13 protein-coding genes are annotated in these 15,427 nt (G+C 41.4%); all 13 read left to right on the top strand.

Going from position 1 to position 15,427, the window contains the following annotated elements; genetic code table 11:
- Positions 1-187: 187 nt before the first annotated feature.
- The 13 genes from DER53_RS04520 to DER53_RS04460 all read left to right on the top strand — a co-directional run bounded on the left by DER53_RS04520 (position 188) and on the right by DER53_RS04460 (position 15,404).
- Positions 188-1,474 carry an adenylosuccinate synthase gene (locus tag DER53_RS04520; RefSeq protein WP_015865406.1) on the top strand — a complete coding sequence of 429 codons (1,287 nt, stop codon included), beginning with the start codon at positions 188-190 and terminating at the stop codon, positions 1,472-1,474.
- Between the two features lie 175 nt (positions 1,475-1,649).
- A complete protein-coding gene (gene yycF / locus DER53_RS04515) occupies positions 1,650-2,357 on the top strand; it encodes a response regulator YycF (protein WP_062754555.1) in 708 nt (235 codons plus the stop codon).
- A gap of 9 nt (positions 2,358-2,366) precedes the next feature.
- Positions 2,367-4,193 (top strand): cell wall metabolism sensor histidine kinase WalK, encoded by a 1,827-nt coding sequence (gene walK / locus DER53_RS04510; RefSeq protein ID WP_062754528.1) that lies wholly within the window; start codon positions 2,367-2,369, stop codon positions 4,191-4,193.
- Positions 4,186-5,535, top strand: a complete 1,350-nt coding sequence (locus tag DER53_RS04505; RefSeq protein WP_062754526.1) for a YycH family regulatory protein — start codon at positions 4,186-4,188, stop codon at positions 5,533-5,535. Before walK ends, DER53_RS04505 begins: the two co-directional genes overlap by 8 nt.
- Positions 5,522-6,304 (top strand): two-component system regulatory protein YycI, encoded by a 783-nt coding sequence (locus DER53_RS04500; RefSeq protein WP_062754524.1) that lies wholly within the window; start codon positions 5,522-5,524, stop codon positions 6,302-6,304. The genes DER53_RS04505 and DER53_RS04500 overlap by 14 nt, the downstream gene beginning before the upstream one ends.
- A 5-nt stretch (positions 6,305-6,309) precedes the next feature.
- A complete protein-coding gene (locus DER53_RS04495; RefSeq protein WP_015865401.1) occupies positions 6,310-7,104 on the top strand; it encodes an MBL fold metallo-hydrolase in 795 nt (264 codons plus the stop codon).
- A 161-nt stretch (positions 7,105-7,265) separates the two neighbouring features.
- Complete coding sequence (locus DER53_RS04490) at positions 7,266-8,477, top strand: S1C family serine protease (protein WP_062754522.1); 1,212 nt, start codon at positions 7,266-7,268, stop codon at positions 8,475-8,477.
- Between the two features lie 76 nt (positions 8,478-8,553).
- Positions 8,554-8,709 (top strand): CxxH/CxxC protein, encoded by a 156-nt coding sequence (locus DER53_RS04485; RefSeq protein WP_073967963.1) that lies wholly within the window; start codon positions 8,554-8,556, stop codon positions 8,707-8,709.
- An 84-nt stretch (positions 8,710-8,793) separates the two neighbouring features.
- Positions 8,794-9,273, top strand: coding sequence for a 23S rRNA (pseudouridine(1915)-N(3))-methyltransferase RlmH (gene rlmH, locus DER53_RS04480; protein ID WP_062754521.1), 480 nt, complete (start codon positions 8,794-8,796; stop codon positions 9,271-9,273).
- Between the two features lie 663 nt (positions 9,274-9,936).
- A complete protein-coding gene (gene desB / locus DER53_RS04475; protein WP_062754519.1) occupies positions 9,937-11,055 on the top strand; it encodes a Delta(10) desaturase DesB in 1,119 nt (372 codons plus the stop codon).
- Between the two features lie 353 nt (positions 11,056-11,408).
- A complete protein-coding gene (locus DER53_RS04470; protein ID WP_062754517.1) occupies positions 11,409-12,665 on the top strand; it encodes a GntP family permease in 1,257 nt (418 codons plus the stop codon).
- Positions 12,666-12,695: 30 nt separating this feature from the next.
- Entirely contained in the window at positions 12,696-13,838 is a 1,143-nt protein-coding gene (locus DER53_RS04465; protein ID WP_062754515.1) for a glycerate kinase, read from the top strand.
- Between the two features lie 102 nt (positions 13,839-13,940).
- Entirely contained in the window at positions 13,941-15,404 is a 1,464-nt protein-coding gene (locus tag DER53_RS04460) for an alanine/glycine:cation symporter family protein (protein ID WP_062754513.1), read from the top strand.
- Positions 15,405-15,427 lie beyond the last annotated feature (23 nt).

The following is a 15,427-nucleotide window of genomic DNA, read 5'->3' as shown; positions in this document are numbered from 1 at the left end:
CTACGCGGAAGCTTTTTCGATAGAGGTAGTAAGAAACTCCCACCTCTTTATGGAATGAAGGTAGGAGAGGTTAATACACGAATAATAAATGATTAATATATATAAATGTTCGTGTTTTATTGACTTTCCCTTGAAAAACTGCTACACTTACAATGTTTATATCGAGTTAAAGGTGGAGGTGCTCGCCATGTCGTCAGTCGTCGTTGTCGGGACGCAATGGGGCGATGAAGGAAAAGGGAAAATTACTGACTTTTTATCAGAAAATGCGGAAGTCATTGCAAGATACCAAGGCGGAAACAATGCTGGGCATACGATTGTCTTTAATGGAGAGAAGTATAAATTGCATTTAATTCCGTCCGGAATTTTTTATAAAGATAAAATTTGTGTCATCGGAAATGGAATGGTAGTTGACCCGAAAGCATTAGTGGCGGAGTTGAAATATTTGCACGATCGCGGCATTTCAACTGATAATTTACGCATTAGCAATCGTGCGCATGTTATTTTGCCATACCATTTAAAACTGGATGAACTCGAAGAAGAGCGGAAAGGCGCAAACAAAATCGGCACGACAAAAAAAGGGATCGGACCTGCGTATATGGATAAGGCGGCGCGCGTCGGCATCCGCATTGTCGATTTGTTAGATCGCGAAGTATTTGAAGAAAAATTGGCTCGTAATTTGCAAGAGAAAAATGTCCTTTTTGAAAAAGTATACGGCGTCGAAGGATTTAAGCTAGAAGATATTTTAGATGAATATTACGAATATGGACAACAAATTGCCAAATATGTTTGCGATACGTCTGTAGTGTTAAATAACGCTCTTGATGAAGGGCGCCGTGTTCTCTTTGAAGGCGCACAAGGCGTCATGCTTGATATTGACCAAGGAACCTATCCATTTGTTACTTCCTCAAATCCAGTCGCCGGTGGCGTGACGATCGGTGCTGGCGTCGGACCAACGAAAATTAAACATGTCGTCGGGGTTGCAAAAGCGTATACGACTCGTGTCGGCGACGGTCCATTCCCGACAGAATTACATGATGAAATTGGCGACCGCATCCGAGAAGTCGGCCGTGAATATGGAACAACGACAGGCCGTCCACGCCGTGTCGGTTGGTTTGATAGCGTTGTTGTTCGCCATGCTCGTCGGGTTAGCGGTATTACAGATTTATCGTTAAACTCGATTGACGTTCTTACTGGTATTGAAACGTTAAAAATATGTGTTGCTTATCGCTATAAAGGAAAAGTGATCGAAGAATTTCCGGCAAGCTTAAAAGTGCTAGCGGAATGTGAGCCAATTTATGAGGAACTTCCAGGATGGTCAGAAGATATTACCGGTGTAAAAAGTCTGGACGAACTGCCAGTCAACGCCCGCCATTATGTAGAACGCATTTCTCAATTAACGGGCATTCCGTTATCGATTTTCTCTGTCGGTCCAGATCGTTCGCAAACAAATGTTGTTCGCAGCGTATATGCGTGAAATATTTATAATATGTATAATAAAAGCGTAGATGCAGCAATGTATCTATGCTTTTCTTTTTGTTTCTTCTTTAAATGGCAAATGGTTATGAGTGATTTCATTTTGATAACATGATAAATTAATAATGGTAAATCTATTCTGATTCCATCGTAAAAGGAAGGATGTGAAGAGAATGATGGAAAAACGAATTCTCGTTGTTGATGATGAGAAGCCGATTGCGGATATTTTGCAATTTAATTTGCAAAAAGAAGGATATGAGGTAATTTGTGCTTACGATGGAGAAGAAGCGTTGCAAAAAGTCGAGGAAATAATGCCGGATCTTATTTTGCTTGATATTATGCTTCCGCAAAAAGACGGTATGGAAGTTTGTCGGGAAGTACGGAAAAAATACGATATGCCAATTATTATGTTAACTGCAAAAGATTCAGAGATTGATAAAGTACTTGGTTTAGAATTAGGGGCGGATGACTATGTAACAAAGCCGTTCAGTACGAGAGAGCTGTTAGCGCGGGTAAGAGCGAATTTACGCCGTCATACACAAATTGTTGCACAGGAAGAAACGAACGATACGAATGAAATTATTATCGGTTCTCTCGTCATTCGTCCTGATGCATACATCGTTTCGAAACGAGGAGAAACGATTGAATTAACGCATCGCGAGTTTGAATTGCTGCATTATTTGGCAAAACATATTGGACAAGTCATGACAAGGGAGCACCTGTTGCAAACCGTATGGGGATACGATTATTACGGTGATGTTCGTACTGTTGATGTCACGGTGCGCCGTCTCCGCGAAAAAATTGAAGATAATCCATCACACCCTTCATGGATTGTCACACGACGGGGAGTCGGATATTATTTGCGCAACCCAGAACAGGAGTAACGAAAACAAATGAAAAAAGTAGGCCCATTTCGTTCGATTCATTTCAAGTTTGCCGTTATATACGTTTTGCTTATTCTCATAGCGATGCAAATTATCGGTGTTTATTTTGTTAGAAAGCTAGAAACGGAGTTAGTGCAAAGTTTTAAAAATTCCCTGAATGAACGGGTGACGCTATTAGCGTATAATGTGGAACAAGCGATGAATAAAGAAAGGGATTCGAAAAGTCCGATGTTAGAAGAAGATATCCGCTCCCTTCTCAATGATTTTGTTTCCGATGACATTTCTGAAGTCCGTGTCATCGATCATAAAGGCAAAGTGTTAGCTACATCGAATCCATATATGCAAAATATCGTTGGAAAGCGGACAACGGAAATTTATGTGAAGCGATCGCTTGTGACTGGGGAAATCGTCGATCAAATGTTCATAGATCAGAAAGGACACCGTATGTATATTTCTTCTACTCCAATTAAATCGAGTGGAGAAATAAAGGGAGTTATTTACATCATTGCTTCGATGGAGAACGTATTCTCGCAAATGAAACAAATTAATACAATTTTAGCAACAGGAACCGGAATAGCTCTCTTTATTACTGCGGTACTCGGGGTTCTTTTGTCACGCACGATTACTCGTCCGATTTCAGATATGCGAAAACAAGCGTTAGCGATGACAAAGGGAGATTTCTCCCGCAAAGTAAAAATTTACGGTTATGATGAAATCGGACAATTAGCAATGACGTTTAATAATTTAACGAAAAAGCTGCAAGAAGCACAAGCGACAACAGAAGGGGAACGGCGCAAGCTTGAATCCGTATTAACACATATGACAGATGGAGTGATTGCCACAGACCGCCGCGGCAGAATTATACTCATTAATGATGCCGCCTTAAACATTTTGAATGTTTCACGTGAAACAGTACTGTCGAGTTCCATTATCGATGTACTTGGAATTGGTGACCAATATACGTTTGAAACACTGTTGGAGGAGCGGGATTCGCTCATTTTAGATTTTAGTACGGATGAAGAGCTATATATTTTGCGTGCATCGCTTTCTGTGATTCAAAAAGAATCAGGACTTATTAACGGATTAATTGTCGTATTGCATGATATTACGGAACAAGAAAAAATTGACCGCGAACGTAGAGAATTTGTTGCCAATGTTTCACATGAGCTTCGCACTCCGTTAACGACGATGAAAAGTTATTTGGAAGCATTAGCGGAAGGAGCTTGGCAAGATAAAGCAATCGCTCCTCGGTTTATCGAAGTAGTGCAAACAGAAACAGAACGAATGATTCGCTTAGTCAATGACTTATTACAGCTTTCTAAACTGGACAGTAAAGATTATAAGCTAAATAAATCATGGGTAAATTTTTCGGAGTACTTTCATAAAGTGATTGACCGTTTTGAATTGACAAAAAGCGAAAACATTACGTTTGTGCGAAAAATCCCAAAAGAAGCGATTTTTATTGAAATCGATAAAGATAAAATTACGCAAGTATTAGATAATATTATTTCCAACGCCATCAAATATTCTCCACAAGGCGGAAAAATTACGTTTCGCGTTAGAGAGCTTGCCGATGAAATTATTGTGAGTGTCAGCGATGAAGGAGTCGGTATTCCTAAGGCGGATCTCGCGAAAGTGTTCGAACGGTTTTATCGTGTCGATAAGGCAAGATCACGCAAACTCGGCGGTACAGGGTTAGGATTAGCAATTGCGAAAGAAGTGGTGATCGCTCATGGAGGAACCATTTGGGCGGAAAGTAAGGAGCATAAAGGAACAACGATTTTCTTTACTTTACCGTTGGAAAGAGATCAAAAGGATGACTGGGACGATGTATGAAGCAGCAAAAACAGTCGTGTTGACGTTTTTAGTATTAGTGAGTATTGTGCTGACGTTTGTATTATGGACATACCACCCAAAATACGATGTTTTGCAAAATGATGAGTACGTTCAGAACGTTTCCGTCAGCAACACCCAAGTAGATCCAGCGATGATTGTTCAACCTTCACAGCTGTTGTTTCATAAAAATAATGCTCATTATGGAATTGTACAAGAAGAAGAAGCAAATCAGATTTTAAAAGAAATCAAAAAATGGTCCATTGATGATTTTGAAAACATTTCCGATACGATTCCAAAAGGAAAATTTTTATCGTTTTTACACGAAAAAGAGAGACTAGAACTCGTTTATCCCGATAGCATCCCTATTGATGTTTATCGTTCCATTTTTCAAATTGAAGACAAAGGAATAAAACATATTAGTTTTGACCGTATAATCATTCCATTAGCGAACAAGGACGAGCTTTCTATTTATTTTATTTCTACGGAAAAACGCAGGGTATATAAAGCAATTGCAACGGACGTATCACTTTCTGAAATTAACAAACTAGCAATGGAATTAGATGAATACCCTCGTTATTTTCCTTATGTAATTAATGAAACAAAGCAAATTTTTTTGCCTGAAAAAGAGGTCACAATGAATCGTCTTCAATATTATACGGACGAGCTTGACTCTGATAAATTTAAAGAGGCGCTGTTTAGCGATCCTAGTTTTGTGAAAAAAGATTTAATTACATTTGGCGAGGAATATACCGATGGATCGCGATTAATGGATGTTGATTTTTTACAGCGAATGTTGTTATATGTAAACCCAGCAGCGCGGACATTGAACGGTAGCGAGAATCAAAAAAACGATCATTTAATTCAAAAGAGCATTGACTTTGTCAATGAGCATGGCGGCTGGACCGATATGTATCGCTTTGCTAGATGGAATGAGGACGAACGGACCGTCGTATTTCGCCTAATAGTCAACAACCACCCTGTATTTAACGAATATGGCATGTCTGAAATAGTACAAATATGGGGAAGCAGCGATCTTGTAAAATATCAGCGTCCTCTATTTCGTTTAGAAGTTGCCGACCGTGTGAATGTGCCAAGGACGTTATTATCCGGTCATGAAGTGATTAAAAAAATAGAAATGATGGAGGGATTTAAAAAAGAATTAGTAAAAGATATTGTGGTAGGATATGAGCTGATAAAAGATCCGGAACGAGAAAAAGTGATTATTTTAGAACCATCATGGTTTTGTTTATACGGTCAGACGTGGAAGAAGATACCTTTAGATGACCAAGAAAAAGAACAAGACAGCAAAAAGAGAGGAGGGAACGTAAGTGGATTGGAGTAAAACAAAAACGATTTTTATTATTACGTTCCTCATCCTCGATTGTTTTTTAGGATATCAATTTATGGAAAAGCGAAATAGCAGCCAATTAGATGTCATTTTGGAAACAACGATTGAAGAACAATTGGAGGCAAACGGCATCACTTATGTAGAGCTTCCAAAAGAAATAACGAAAGCCACTTATGTCAGCGGGAAAAGTAAAAAGTTTACCGATGAAGAAATAAAAAAATTGCCTGGTCAAAAGGTGACGGTAAACGATGGAACCGCTTTGAAAGGGACATTTATTCATCCGATATCGTTAAATTTCAAAGATCCATATCGATTGAAAGAATTTTTACAGCGGCATATTATCAATGGAAAAAAGTATACGTTTTGGACATTTGACGAAAAGTCAAATACCGTCGTTTGCTACCAAACGTATGATGGAAAAATAATTTACAATAATGAAAGCAGTAAACTATTGATACATTTAAATGAAAAAAGCGAAGCGGTATCGTATGAACAAACGATGTTAGATGATTTACAAAAATATGAGAGAAAACAAGATATCGTCCCAGCTATTAAGGCAATTGAAACGTTATACAAAAAAGGGTATTTACAACCCGGGGACCGCGTCACATCGGTTGAACTAGGATATTACGGCCTGGTTCAGTTTACCACTTCTCAAGTATTAACGCCGACGTGGCATATCGTCATTAATGGAAAAAAAGACTATTTTATTAATGCATTCGAAGGACAAATCATTAATGATGAAGGAAAAATTTTGGAGTGAGAAAAATGGCGATGCAGTTTAGCGTTTTAGCAAGCGGCAGTACAGGAAATGCATTTTATATAGAAACAGGACAACAGAGGCTGCTTGTCGATGCGGGATTAAGCGGAAAGCAATTAGAACAATTATTCGAGCAAATTGATCGCGATTTGCGTGACTTAACGGCGATTTTAGTGACACATGAGCATAGCGATCATATTAAAGGATTAGGCGTCATTGCCCGAAAGTATAAACTACCTATTTATGCGAATGAAAAAACATGGAAGGCAATGGAAGGGTTAATTGGCGATATTCCCACCGAGCAAAAGTTTATTTTTCCATTAGGCAAAGTGCGTTCTTTTGGCGATCTTGATGTAGAGTCGTTCGGTGTATCACACGATGCGGCAGAGCCGATGTTTTACGTATTTTATCATGAAGGAAAAAAACTTGCGTTAATTACGGATACAGGCTATGTTAGCGATCGGATGAAAGGGACGATCAAAAATGCCGATGTATTTATTTTTGAAAGCAATCATGATGTGGAAATGCTGCGAATGGGAAAGTATCCGTGGAACGTCAAGCGCCGCATTTTAAGCGATGTTGGTCATGTTTCTAATGAAGAGGCGGGGCTAGCGTTAGCCGATGTGATCGGAGACCGCACAAAACGAATTTATTTAGCGCATCTAAGTCAGGATAATAATATAAAGGAATTGGCTCGGATGACGGTGGCGCAAACGTTGGCAAACAGAGGATTGGCAATCGGAGATCAGTTTGATTTATATGATACTGACCCGAAAATAGCAACGAAACTTGTGTATGTATAATCGCCATTTCGTCAAAAATAGGTAAATATGTTTGTCATGAGTGTTGGTTCATCAGCACGTCTATGTGTTGATAAATGGATTTTCTATTCTTTAAAAGAGTATAATGGGAATAGATATGCTTTCTTTTTGAACAATGATCGTTGCTGAAAGGGTTGATGCGCATGGGATATTACGATGATCACTACGAATACCAAAAACAAAAGGGAAACCGTGGCCGCTGGTTTTTTTCCGCGTTAGTTGGCGCTGTTTTAGGAGGGTTATTAGTAGTAATTTCTGTCCCAGCTCTTTCAAAATGGAATGTGCTTCCTTATCAAGTTACACCGAGAGAGAGTGAACAGGTACAAAATGAAGAAACAGCAAAAGAACCTGCTATACGGCAACAAGTTTCTGTCGATGTGTCAAGCCAAGTAACAAAAGCGATTGATAAAGTATCCGATGCGGTTGTTGGCATTGTAAACATTCAAGAAGCGAACTTTTGGTCGCAGGGTGGAGAAGCGGGAACTGGTTCAGGCGTCATCTATAAAAAAGAAAATGGGAAAGCATTTATTGTGACGAACCATCATGTTGTCGAAAACGCCAGTGAATTAGAAGTAAGCTTAAAAGATGGAACAAGAGTGCCAGCGAAGCTGTTGGGAAGCGATGTGTTAATGGATTTAGCAGTATTGGAAATTGATGCGAAGCATGTCAAAAAAGTAGCTGAGTTTGGCAATTCAGATACAGTCAAACCGGGAGAACCAGTCATTGCGATCGGAAATCCGCTTGGGTTGCAATTCGCTGGCTCTGTTACGCAAGGAATTATATCAGGAACGAATCGAACCGTAGAAGTTGACTTAGACCAAGATGGTACTCCGGATTGGAATGCAGAAGTATTGCAAACGGATGCTGCCATTAACCCGGGCAATAGCGGTGGCGCCCTTGTCAATATTCAAGGGCAAGTTATTGGCATTAACTCCATGAAAATTGCCCAAGAAGCAGTGGAGGGAATTGGATTTGCCATCCCAATCAATACGGCGATTCCGGTAATTTCAGATTTAGAAAAATACGGACAAGTACGCCGCCCATATATGGGGGTAGAACTTCGCTCCTTAAGCGATATTTCTTCTTATCATTTGCAAGCAACCTTGCACTTGCCAAAAGATGTAACAGAAGGTGTGGCTGTCATTCAAGTAGTGCCAATGTCTCCAGCAGCGCAAGCGGGATTAAAGCAATTTGATGTGATCGTAGCATTAGATGATCACAAAATTCGTGATGTGTTAGATTTAAGAAAATATTTGTACACAAAAAAATCGATTGGCGATACAATGAAAGTAACATTTTATCGAGACGGCAAAAAACATACAGTGACGATAAAATTAGAGAAAGAATCGTTTTAACCATAAATAAAAAAAAAAGGAGCGCTATATTCGCTCCTTATTCTTTTTCCACATGTGGATAAAAGGAGATGAGAACATGTTTTTCTGCTGTGAAGAACATATCGATATAGCCATCGACATGTATGTGGATAAAATGGAACAAGCGCCGAATATTTCGTTTATTTCTGTGGATAAGTCAGAGAAATCATGCGATTTTTGTACGAATAAAGCCGCATATATAGTGGGGAACTAATGTTTTTTACACAATATGTGGATATATACTGTGTATATGTGGATAAATGTTGTGGATATTTTGTTTGTAAAGTGGGGATGAGTTGTGCATATTCACATTATTTCTGTTGGTAAGTTAAAAGAAAAATATTTGATGCAAGGGATTGACGAATATAAAAAACGATTATCCAGTTATGCGAAAGTTGATATCACTGAAGTTCCTGATGAAAAAGCGCCAGAACATTTAAGTGAACAAGAAATGGAGCAAATTAAACAGCGGGAAGGGGAACGCATTTTAGCGAAAATTCCCAATGACGCGTATGTGATTGCCTTAGCGATCGAAGGAAAGATGAAATCGTCCGAGCAATTTGCCGCCAGCATAGACAAACTTGCCACTTACGGAAAAAGCAAAATTGCCTTTATCATCGGCGGTTCGCTCGGCTTAAGCAAACAAGTGATGCAGCGCGCCGATGAAGCGTTATCGTTTTCCAAAATGACGTTCCCGCACCAGCTGATGCGTCTCATTCTCCTTGAACAAATTTACCGGGCGTTTCGGATTAATCGGGGAGAACCGTATCATAAATAAATTTATGAAAGGAAGGCGCCTTACGTCTTTATACTGTCAATAAAGATAGAAGCCGTGATCAAAAAAGTCACGGCTTTAAGTTTACCCTTAATATGCTCCTGCTTCTTTGTTATCCATTTTCGTGTAGAACATTAATGGGAAGACAATGATCTTGACCTACTATGTAGACGAAAAAGGGCAATCATTATTTTTCCATTGATACAGCACCGCCTGTTTGAAAGAAATACAAACCGAAGGAAGAAGTATATCATAAGCAATTTAAAATAATCTTATTTGATAGATAATTTAGCAGGTAAAAAGACTTAGTGATTTTGTCATTGCTTTATATTATTATTTATTGAAATTATTTATTGAATAACTGATAAGTGGAAGAGTAAATTAATTTTATGATATGCAATGTAATTAATATTGTGTAGTTTAATATTAGGTCATAGAACTACATAATAATTTATTGACAGGACAAGCTAAAAAGTGTTAGCATGAGTTTTAAATAACCAATAATGAATGATGGATATGTAATTGTCTGATTTGATATCCACGTATATGGTTATGAAATATAATACCCTTCATTGATTTTAAGCATTGAATCGATGCGATGACCCGAAAGGTGAGATTACGAGCGGTTGCTTGTCAATCGAAGGTGGATTTGAAAGGAGCTATTCAATGAAAGAGTTTCATACGTTCGGTTGGTATGCCGCCAGGATTTCTCCACATTTACCGAAAAAGGCGTTTCAACCTGTTCCGTCCCGCCTATTTGGAGGTTTCGCTTATTTGTCGTTAACCATCGGCTGCATCCTCGCTGTTTCTCTCTTGCATCTTCATCCGGTATGGAATCTCCTCCTAGCTGTTGTGTTAGGTTCCAGCTTTGCGGCATTGGGGTTTTTAGGACATGAAATTTTGCACGGCACGGTCGTACGAAAGCCGTGGCTGCGTGATATTCTTGGCGCAATCGCATTTTGGCCGCTATGCACAGGTCCGAAGCTGTGGCGAAAATGGCACAATGTGACTCATCATGTACACACACAAGATGAAGAAATGGATCCGGATGCATGGCCTAGTTTAGAAAGGTTAGCCAAAAGCCGTCTATTGCGCTGGGTATACAAAATTCCGTTTCCAATTCGTGCGTTTTTCGCTTTTAGTTCATTGTCTGTTATGTTTACGCTTCATTCCATCAAGATGTTAATCTATTTCTTCAAAGATTTTCAGCTGAAAAATCGCAGTGTGGTGCTGCTTCAGTTTTTCCTGCCATGGTCCACATGGATTGGGCTGTTGTTTTTCATTGGATTTGAGCGTTGGTTTTTTGCCTTTTTGCTGCCTTTGCTGATTGCTAATTTTATTGTAATGAGCTATATCTCTACGAACCATCATTTAAATCCGTTGGTGCCGGTGAATGATCCGCTTGCAAACAGCCTTACCGTAACGGTGCCAAAGTGGATAGATGTGCTTCACTTTAACTTCTCGTATCATACCGAACATCATCTGTTTCCAGCGATGAGCTCGAAATATTACCCGTTAGTGAAGGAGCACATTAAACGAATGTGGCCGGATCGGTATCACGAATTGCCAATGGGAAAAGCGTTAGCCGCGCTTTGGAAAACACCGAGAGTATATTATCAGCAAAACGAGCTGATCGAGCCGCGGCAAGGACATGTTTACGGTTCGTTAGGCAACGGGTTGGATCCTGAAAATATTACTTATCGAAACATGGAGGCAATGCCGTTTTCCAGCTTGGAAGAGAAACCGATAATCATAAAAAAAGCAGTGGGAAAAGAGAAAAAGTAACAAAAAGGATTCTTCATCATGAGAGTGATGAAGAATCCTTTTTACTTGATGTTGTCTTGTTCATGACGCCTGTCATCCATCGTTTCGTTTGAACCATATTTGACACTCCTTTTTCTTATTTTTACAATCATTATGATAAAAAAGAAAATTGAAGCGATTATTGTGAAAATGTTGAAGAAGGAAGGAGATGTGTTGTATCCATTTACAAAGGGGTTATCGTTAATCGGATGATGAAGATTTTAGGGAGAAATATAGATGTGATGGAATGAGAAGGTATCATTATTGGTTTTGGAGATAAAGAGAAAATTGGTCATGTTCATGAGGGCGTTGTTTGTATGAAAGGGGAATCTGTTATGGATATTCAAGTAAGCGCCGCAGGAGCCATCGTAGCACTGGTTGTTGCCATTGTGTTGATTTTACGGAAAGTTTCCCCCGCCTACGGGATGATTGCTGGTGCTTTTGTCGGCGGAATCATTGGCGGGGGAAACGTGACAGATACGGTCACGGTGATGATGGATGGAGCAAAAGAAATGATTCCTGCGGTATTGCGCATTTTGGCGGCAGGAGTGTTAGCCGGGGTTTTAATGGAATCGGGGGCAGCGGCAGCGATCGCTGAAACGATCGTTCAAAAGCTTGGGGAAACGCGGGCTTTGCTTGCGCTTTCAGTGGCGACAGCGCTGCTGACTGCGATCGGCGTGTTTGTGGATGTCGCAGTCATTACCGTTGCGCCGATTGCGTTAGCGATCGCAAGCCGCGCCAACTTATCAAAAACGGCGATTTTGCTGGCGATGATTGGCGGCGGGAAGGCGGGGAACATTATGTCACCGAACCCGAACGCCATCGCTGCTGCGGATGCATTCCATATTCCGCTGACATCATTAATGGCAGCTGGAGCCGTTCCAGCAATATTCGGGCTCGCTGTTACGTATATCATCGCCAGAAAACTTGCGCAAAAAGGAACGCTTATTTATGATGTGCAGGAAAGAAAAAGCAGCGGACAAACTCCTTCGTTCTTTGCGGCTATTATTGCTCCGCTTGTCGCGATAGTATTGCTTGCATTGCGGCCGTTGTTTGATATTGCGATTGACCCAATGATCGCCCTTCCGGTTGGCGGTATCGTTGGTGCGTTGGCGATGAAAAAAGGGAAGAAGTTGAATGATTATGCCATATCCGGGTTATCCAAAATGTCTGACGTTGCCATCATGTTAGTCGGAACAGGGACATTAGCGGGCATTGTTGCCAATTCCTCGCTAAAAGATGTTATCATTAACGGTTTGGATCATTTCGGGTTACCAGCATACGTGCTAGCGCCGATTTCCGGGATTTTGATGTCTGGGGCGACTGCTTCCACGACGGCGGGAACAGCTGTTGCCAGCAGTGTATTTGGTGAAACGATGATGAGTCTAGGTATTTCCGCGTTAGCCGGGGCAGCGATGGTTCATGCTGGGGCGACCGTATTGGATCATTTGCCGCACGGAAGCTTCTTTCACGCGACAGCGGGCAGCGTCCATATGGAGGTCAAAGAACGGCTGAAACTAATTCCGTATGAGTCACTCATCGGCTTGACACTGGCTGTCGTATCGATGCTGATTTTCGGAGTCTTCCAATGATTTTCATAATCACAATGAGGAGGAAAGAGGATGAAAGTGATTATTGCGCCAGATTCGTTTAAAGAAAGCTTATCCGCGCTTGAGGTGGCGAACGCGATTGAAAAAGGGTTTCGCCATATATTTCCTGAAGCGGAATACGTGAAAATTCCGATGGCAGACGGCGGAGAAGGGACGGTTCAATCATTGGTCGATGCGACAGGCGGGCGAATTGTGAAAACGGAAGTGACAGGACCGCTTGGGGATCGTGTCCAAGCCTTTTTTGGCATGCTTGGGGATGGAAAAACAGCAGTCATTGAAATGGCGGCCGCCTCTGGATTGCACCTTGTTCCGAGTGAAAAGAGAAATCCGCTTGTGACGACAACGAGAGGGACAGGGGAATTGATTCTCGCTGCGCTAGACGAAGGAGCCGAGCATATTATTATCGGCATCGGTGGAAGCGCGACAAACGATGGCGGGGCTGGCATGATTCAGGCGCTTGGCGGGCGTCTTTTAGACCGGCATGGAAAGGAAATCGGACCTGGGGGCGGGAGCTTATCCGAGCTTGCCGACATTGATTTGTCAGGACTCGATCAACGGTTAAAATGTGTAAAAATTGAAGTTGCGTGCGATGTTGACAATCCGTTGACAGGTCCAAAAGGCGCCTCGGCGGTTTTCGGTCCACAAAAAGGAGCGACGCCCGAAATGGTCGCGACATTGGATAAAAATTTACATCACTATGCCGATGTCATTGAACGAGTGTTAGGAAAGCAAGTAAAAGATATTCCTGGCGCCGGAGCGGCTGGAGGGCTTGGAGCCGGATTGCTTGCCTTTCTCGAGGCGAAGCTGAAGCGCGGAGTGGAGATTGTGTTAGAAACGGTGAATTTTCATGAACGAATTCAAGGCGCATCGCTAGTGATTACGGGTGAAGGACGAATCGATAGGCAGACGATTTTCGGAAAAACGCCGATCGGCGTAGCAAAAGCGGCCAAGCGATACAATATTCCAGTCATTGCCATCGCCGGCTCTGTATCCGATGACAGCGATGTTGTGCGAAGCCATGGAATTGATGCGCTTTATAGCATTGTCCCGGGAATTATTCCATTAGAAAAAGCATTAGCAAATGCTCGGTATTATGTTACCCAAACCGCTCGGAACATTGCAGCGGTTTGCAAAATTGGAAGAAATATGAATTAAAAAAGGTTCTTTATCCCAGAACCTTTTTTAATTTTTACTATTAAAAGAAAATTTAAAATATTTTATAATAAGTATTATTATAGTAAATACAGGGGGATGAATATGGAACAATTTGTGAATTGGTTAAACAGCATTATTTGGAGCCAATATTTGGTCTATCTTTGTTTGGCAACCGGTCTTTTCTATTCGTTGCTCACTCGCTTTTTGCAAGTGAGGCATATGAAAGAAATGATTAAACAAATGTTTCAAGGCAAGAGCTCTGAAGCAGGAATTTCTTCTTTCCAGGCTTTATCGCTCGCGTTGTCCGGACGGGTCGGGACAGGAAACATAGCAGGTGTCGCGACTGCTATTGCATATGGAGGTCCTGGTGCCGTATTTTGGATGTGGCTCATTGCTTTCGTAGGGGCAGGTTCCGCTTTTGTGGAAGCAGCGCTCGCGCAGGTGTATAAAACGAAGCAGGACGGTCAGTTTCGCGGCGGACCAGCCTACTATATTGAAAAAGGGCTAAAAATGAAATGGTATGCGGTATTGTTTGCTATTGTTACGGTGTTGGCGACCGGGGTGCTGTTGCCGGGTGTGCAAGCCAACAGCATTGCCGCGGGAATGGAAAACGCGTTTGGCATCAGTCCGACGATTACAGGAATCGGAATTGCCGTTCTTTTAGGCGCCATTATTTTCGGGGGTGTGAAGCGGATTGCCCGTGCGGCCGAATTGATTGTTCCATTTATGGCGTTAGGATACATTATAGTGGCTTTATTTATCGTATTTGCGAATATTACCGAACTCCCTCATGTACTCAGCTTAATTTTCCGAAGCGCCTTTGGTATGGATGCGGCGTTTGGAGGAATTCTTGGTGCCGCAATTTCGTGGGGAGTCAAACGGGGAATTTATTCCAATGAAGCGGGACAAGGAACTGCACCGCATGCAGCCGCTGCCGCAGAGGTGTCGCACCCAGCAAAACAAGGCTTAGTTCAAGCATTTTCAGTCTATGTCGATACATGGTTTGTTTGTTCGGCAACTGCATTTATGATTTTAATTACCGGCATGTATAACGTGACACCGGAAGGAAAGGCGCCGATTGTGCAAACACTTGGCGATGTAGAGCCGGGACCTATTTTTACGCAGAAAGCAGTTGAAACGGTATTCCCAGGATTCGGTGCTCCATTTGTTGCGATTGCTCTATTCTTCTTTGCGTTTACGACCATTATGGCGTATTACTACATGGCAGAAACAAATTTAGCGTATATTACAAGGAGAATGAAAGCTAGCTGGCCGCAATATGCGTTAAAAGTGGCGATTTTAGGGGTAGTGTTTTACGGATGCGTCAAAACGGCAAAACTCGCTTGGGCACTTGGCGATATCGGTGTCGGAAGCATGGCATGGCTCAACATTATCGCGATTCTTTTATTAACGAAACCAGCATTAAAAGTTCTTAAAGATTTTGAAGAACAGAAAAAGGCTGGCAAAGACCCAGTCTTTGATCCGGTGAAACTAGGAATTACCGGCGCGGACTTTTGGGAAAAAGAATATCCAACTTCCCATGCTAAAGCGGTAAATGAAGATTGATTATATCGTAAAAAAGAAAGGGA

Source organism: Parageobacillus toebii NBRC 107807 (assembly GCF_003688615.2).
In the GTDB taxonomy this organism is placed as follows: Bacteria; Bacillota; Bacilli; order Bacillales; family Anoxybacillaceae; genus Parageobacillus_B; species Parageobacillus_B toebii.
Note: the sequence above shows the minus strand (reverse complement) of the source record. Positions and strands in the feature narration are given on the sequence as shown.

Excerpts from the sequence above, each read along its gene's own strand:
- DER53_RS04520 (WP_015865406.1), top strand. The coding sequence starts at position 188 with ATGTCGTCAGTCGTCGTTGTCGGGACGCAATGGGGCGATGAAGGAAAA.
- yycF (WP_062754555.1), top strand. The coding sequence starts at position 1,650 with ATGGAAAAACGAATTCTCGTTGTTGATGATGAGAAGCCGATTGCGGAT.
- walK (WP_062754528.1), top strand. The coding sequence starts at position 2,367 with ATGAAAAAAGTAGGCCCATTTCGTTCGATTCATTTCAAGTTTGCCGTT.
- DER53_RS04505 (WP_062754526.1), top strand. The coding sequence starts at position 4,186 with ATGTATGAAGCAGCAAAAACAGTCGTGTTGACGTTTTTAGTATTAGTG.
- DER53_RS04495 (WP_015865401.1), top strand. The coding sequence starts at position 6,310 with ATGGCGATGCAGTTTAGCGTTTTAGCAAGCGGCAGTACAGGAAATGCA.
- DER53_RS04490 (WP_062754522.1), top strand. The coding sequence starts at position 7,266 with ATGGGATATTACGATGATCACTACGAATACCAAAAACAAAAGGGAAAC.
- DER53_RS04485 (WP_073967963.1), top strand. The coding sequence starts at position 8,554 with ATGTTTTTCTGCTGTGAAGAACATATCGATATAGCCATCGACATGTAT.
- desB (WP_062754519.1), top strand. The coding sequence starts at position 9,937 with ATGAAAGAGTTTCATACGTTCGGTTGGTATGCCGCCAGGATTTCTCCA.
- DER53_RS04470 (WP_062754517.1), top strand. The coding sequence starts at position 11,409 with ATGGATATTCAAGTAAGCGCCGCAGGAGCCATCGTAGCACTGGTTGTT.
- DER53_RS04465 (WP_062754515.1), top strand. The coding sequence starts at position 12,696 with ATGAAAGTGATTATTGCGCCAGATTCGTTTAAAGAAAGCTTATCCGCG.
- DER53_RS04460 (WP_062754513.1), top strand. The coding sequence starts at position 13,941 with ATGGAACAATTTGTGAATTGGTTAAACAGCATTATTTGGAGCCAATAT.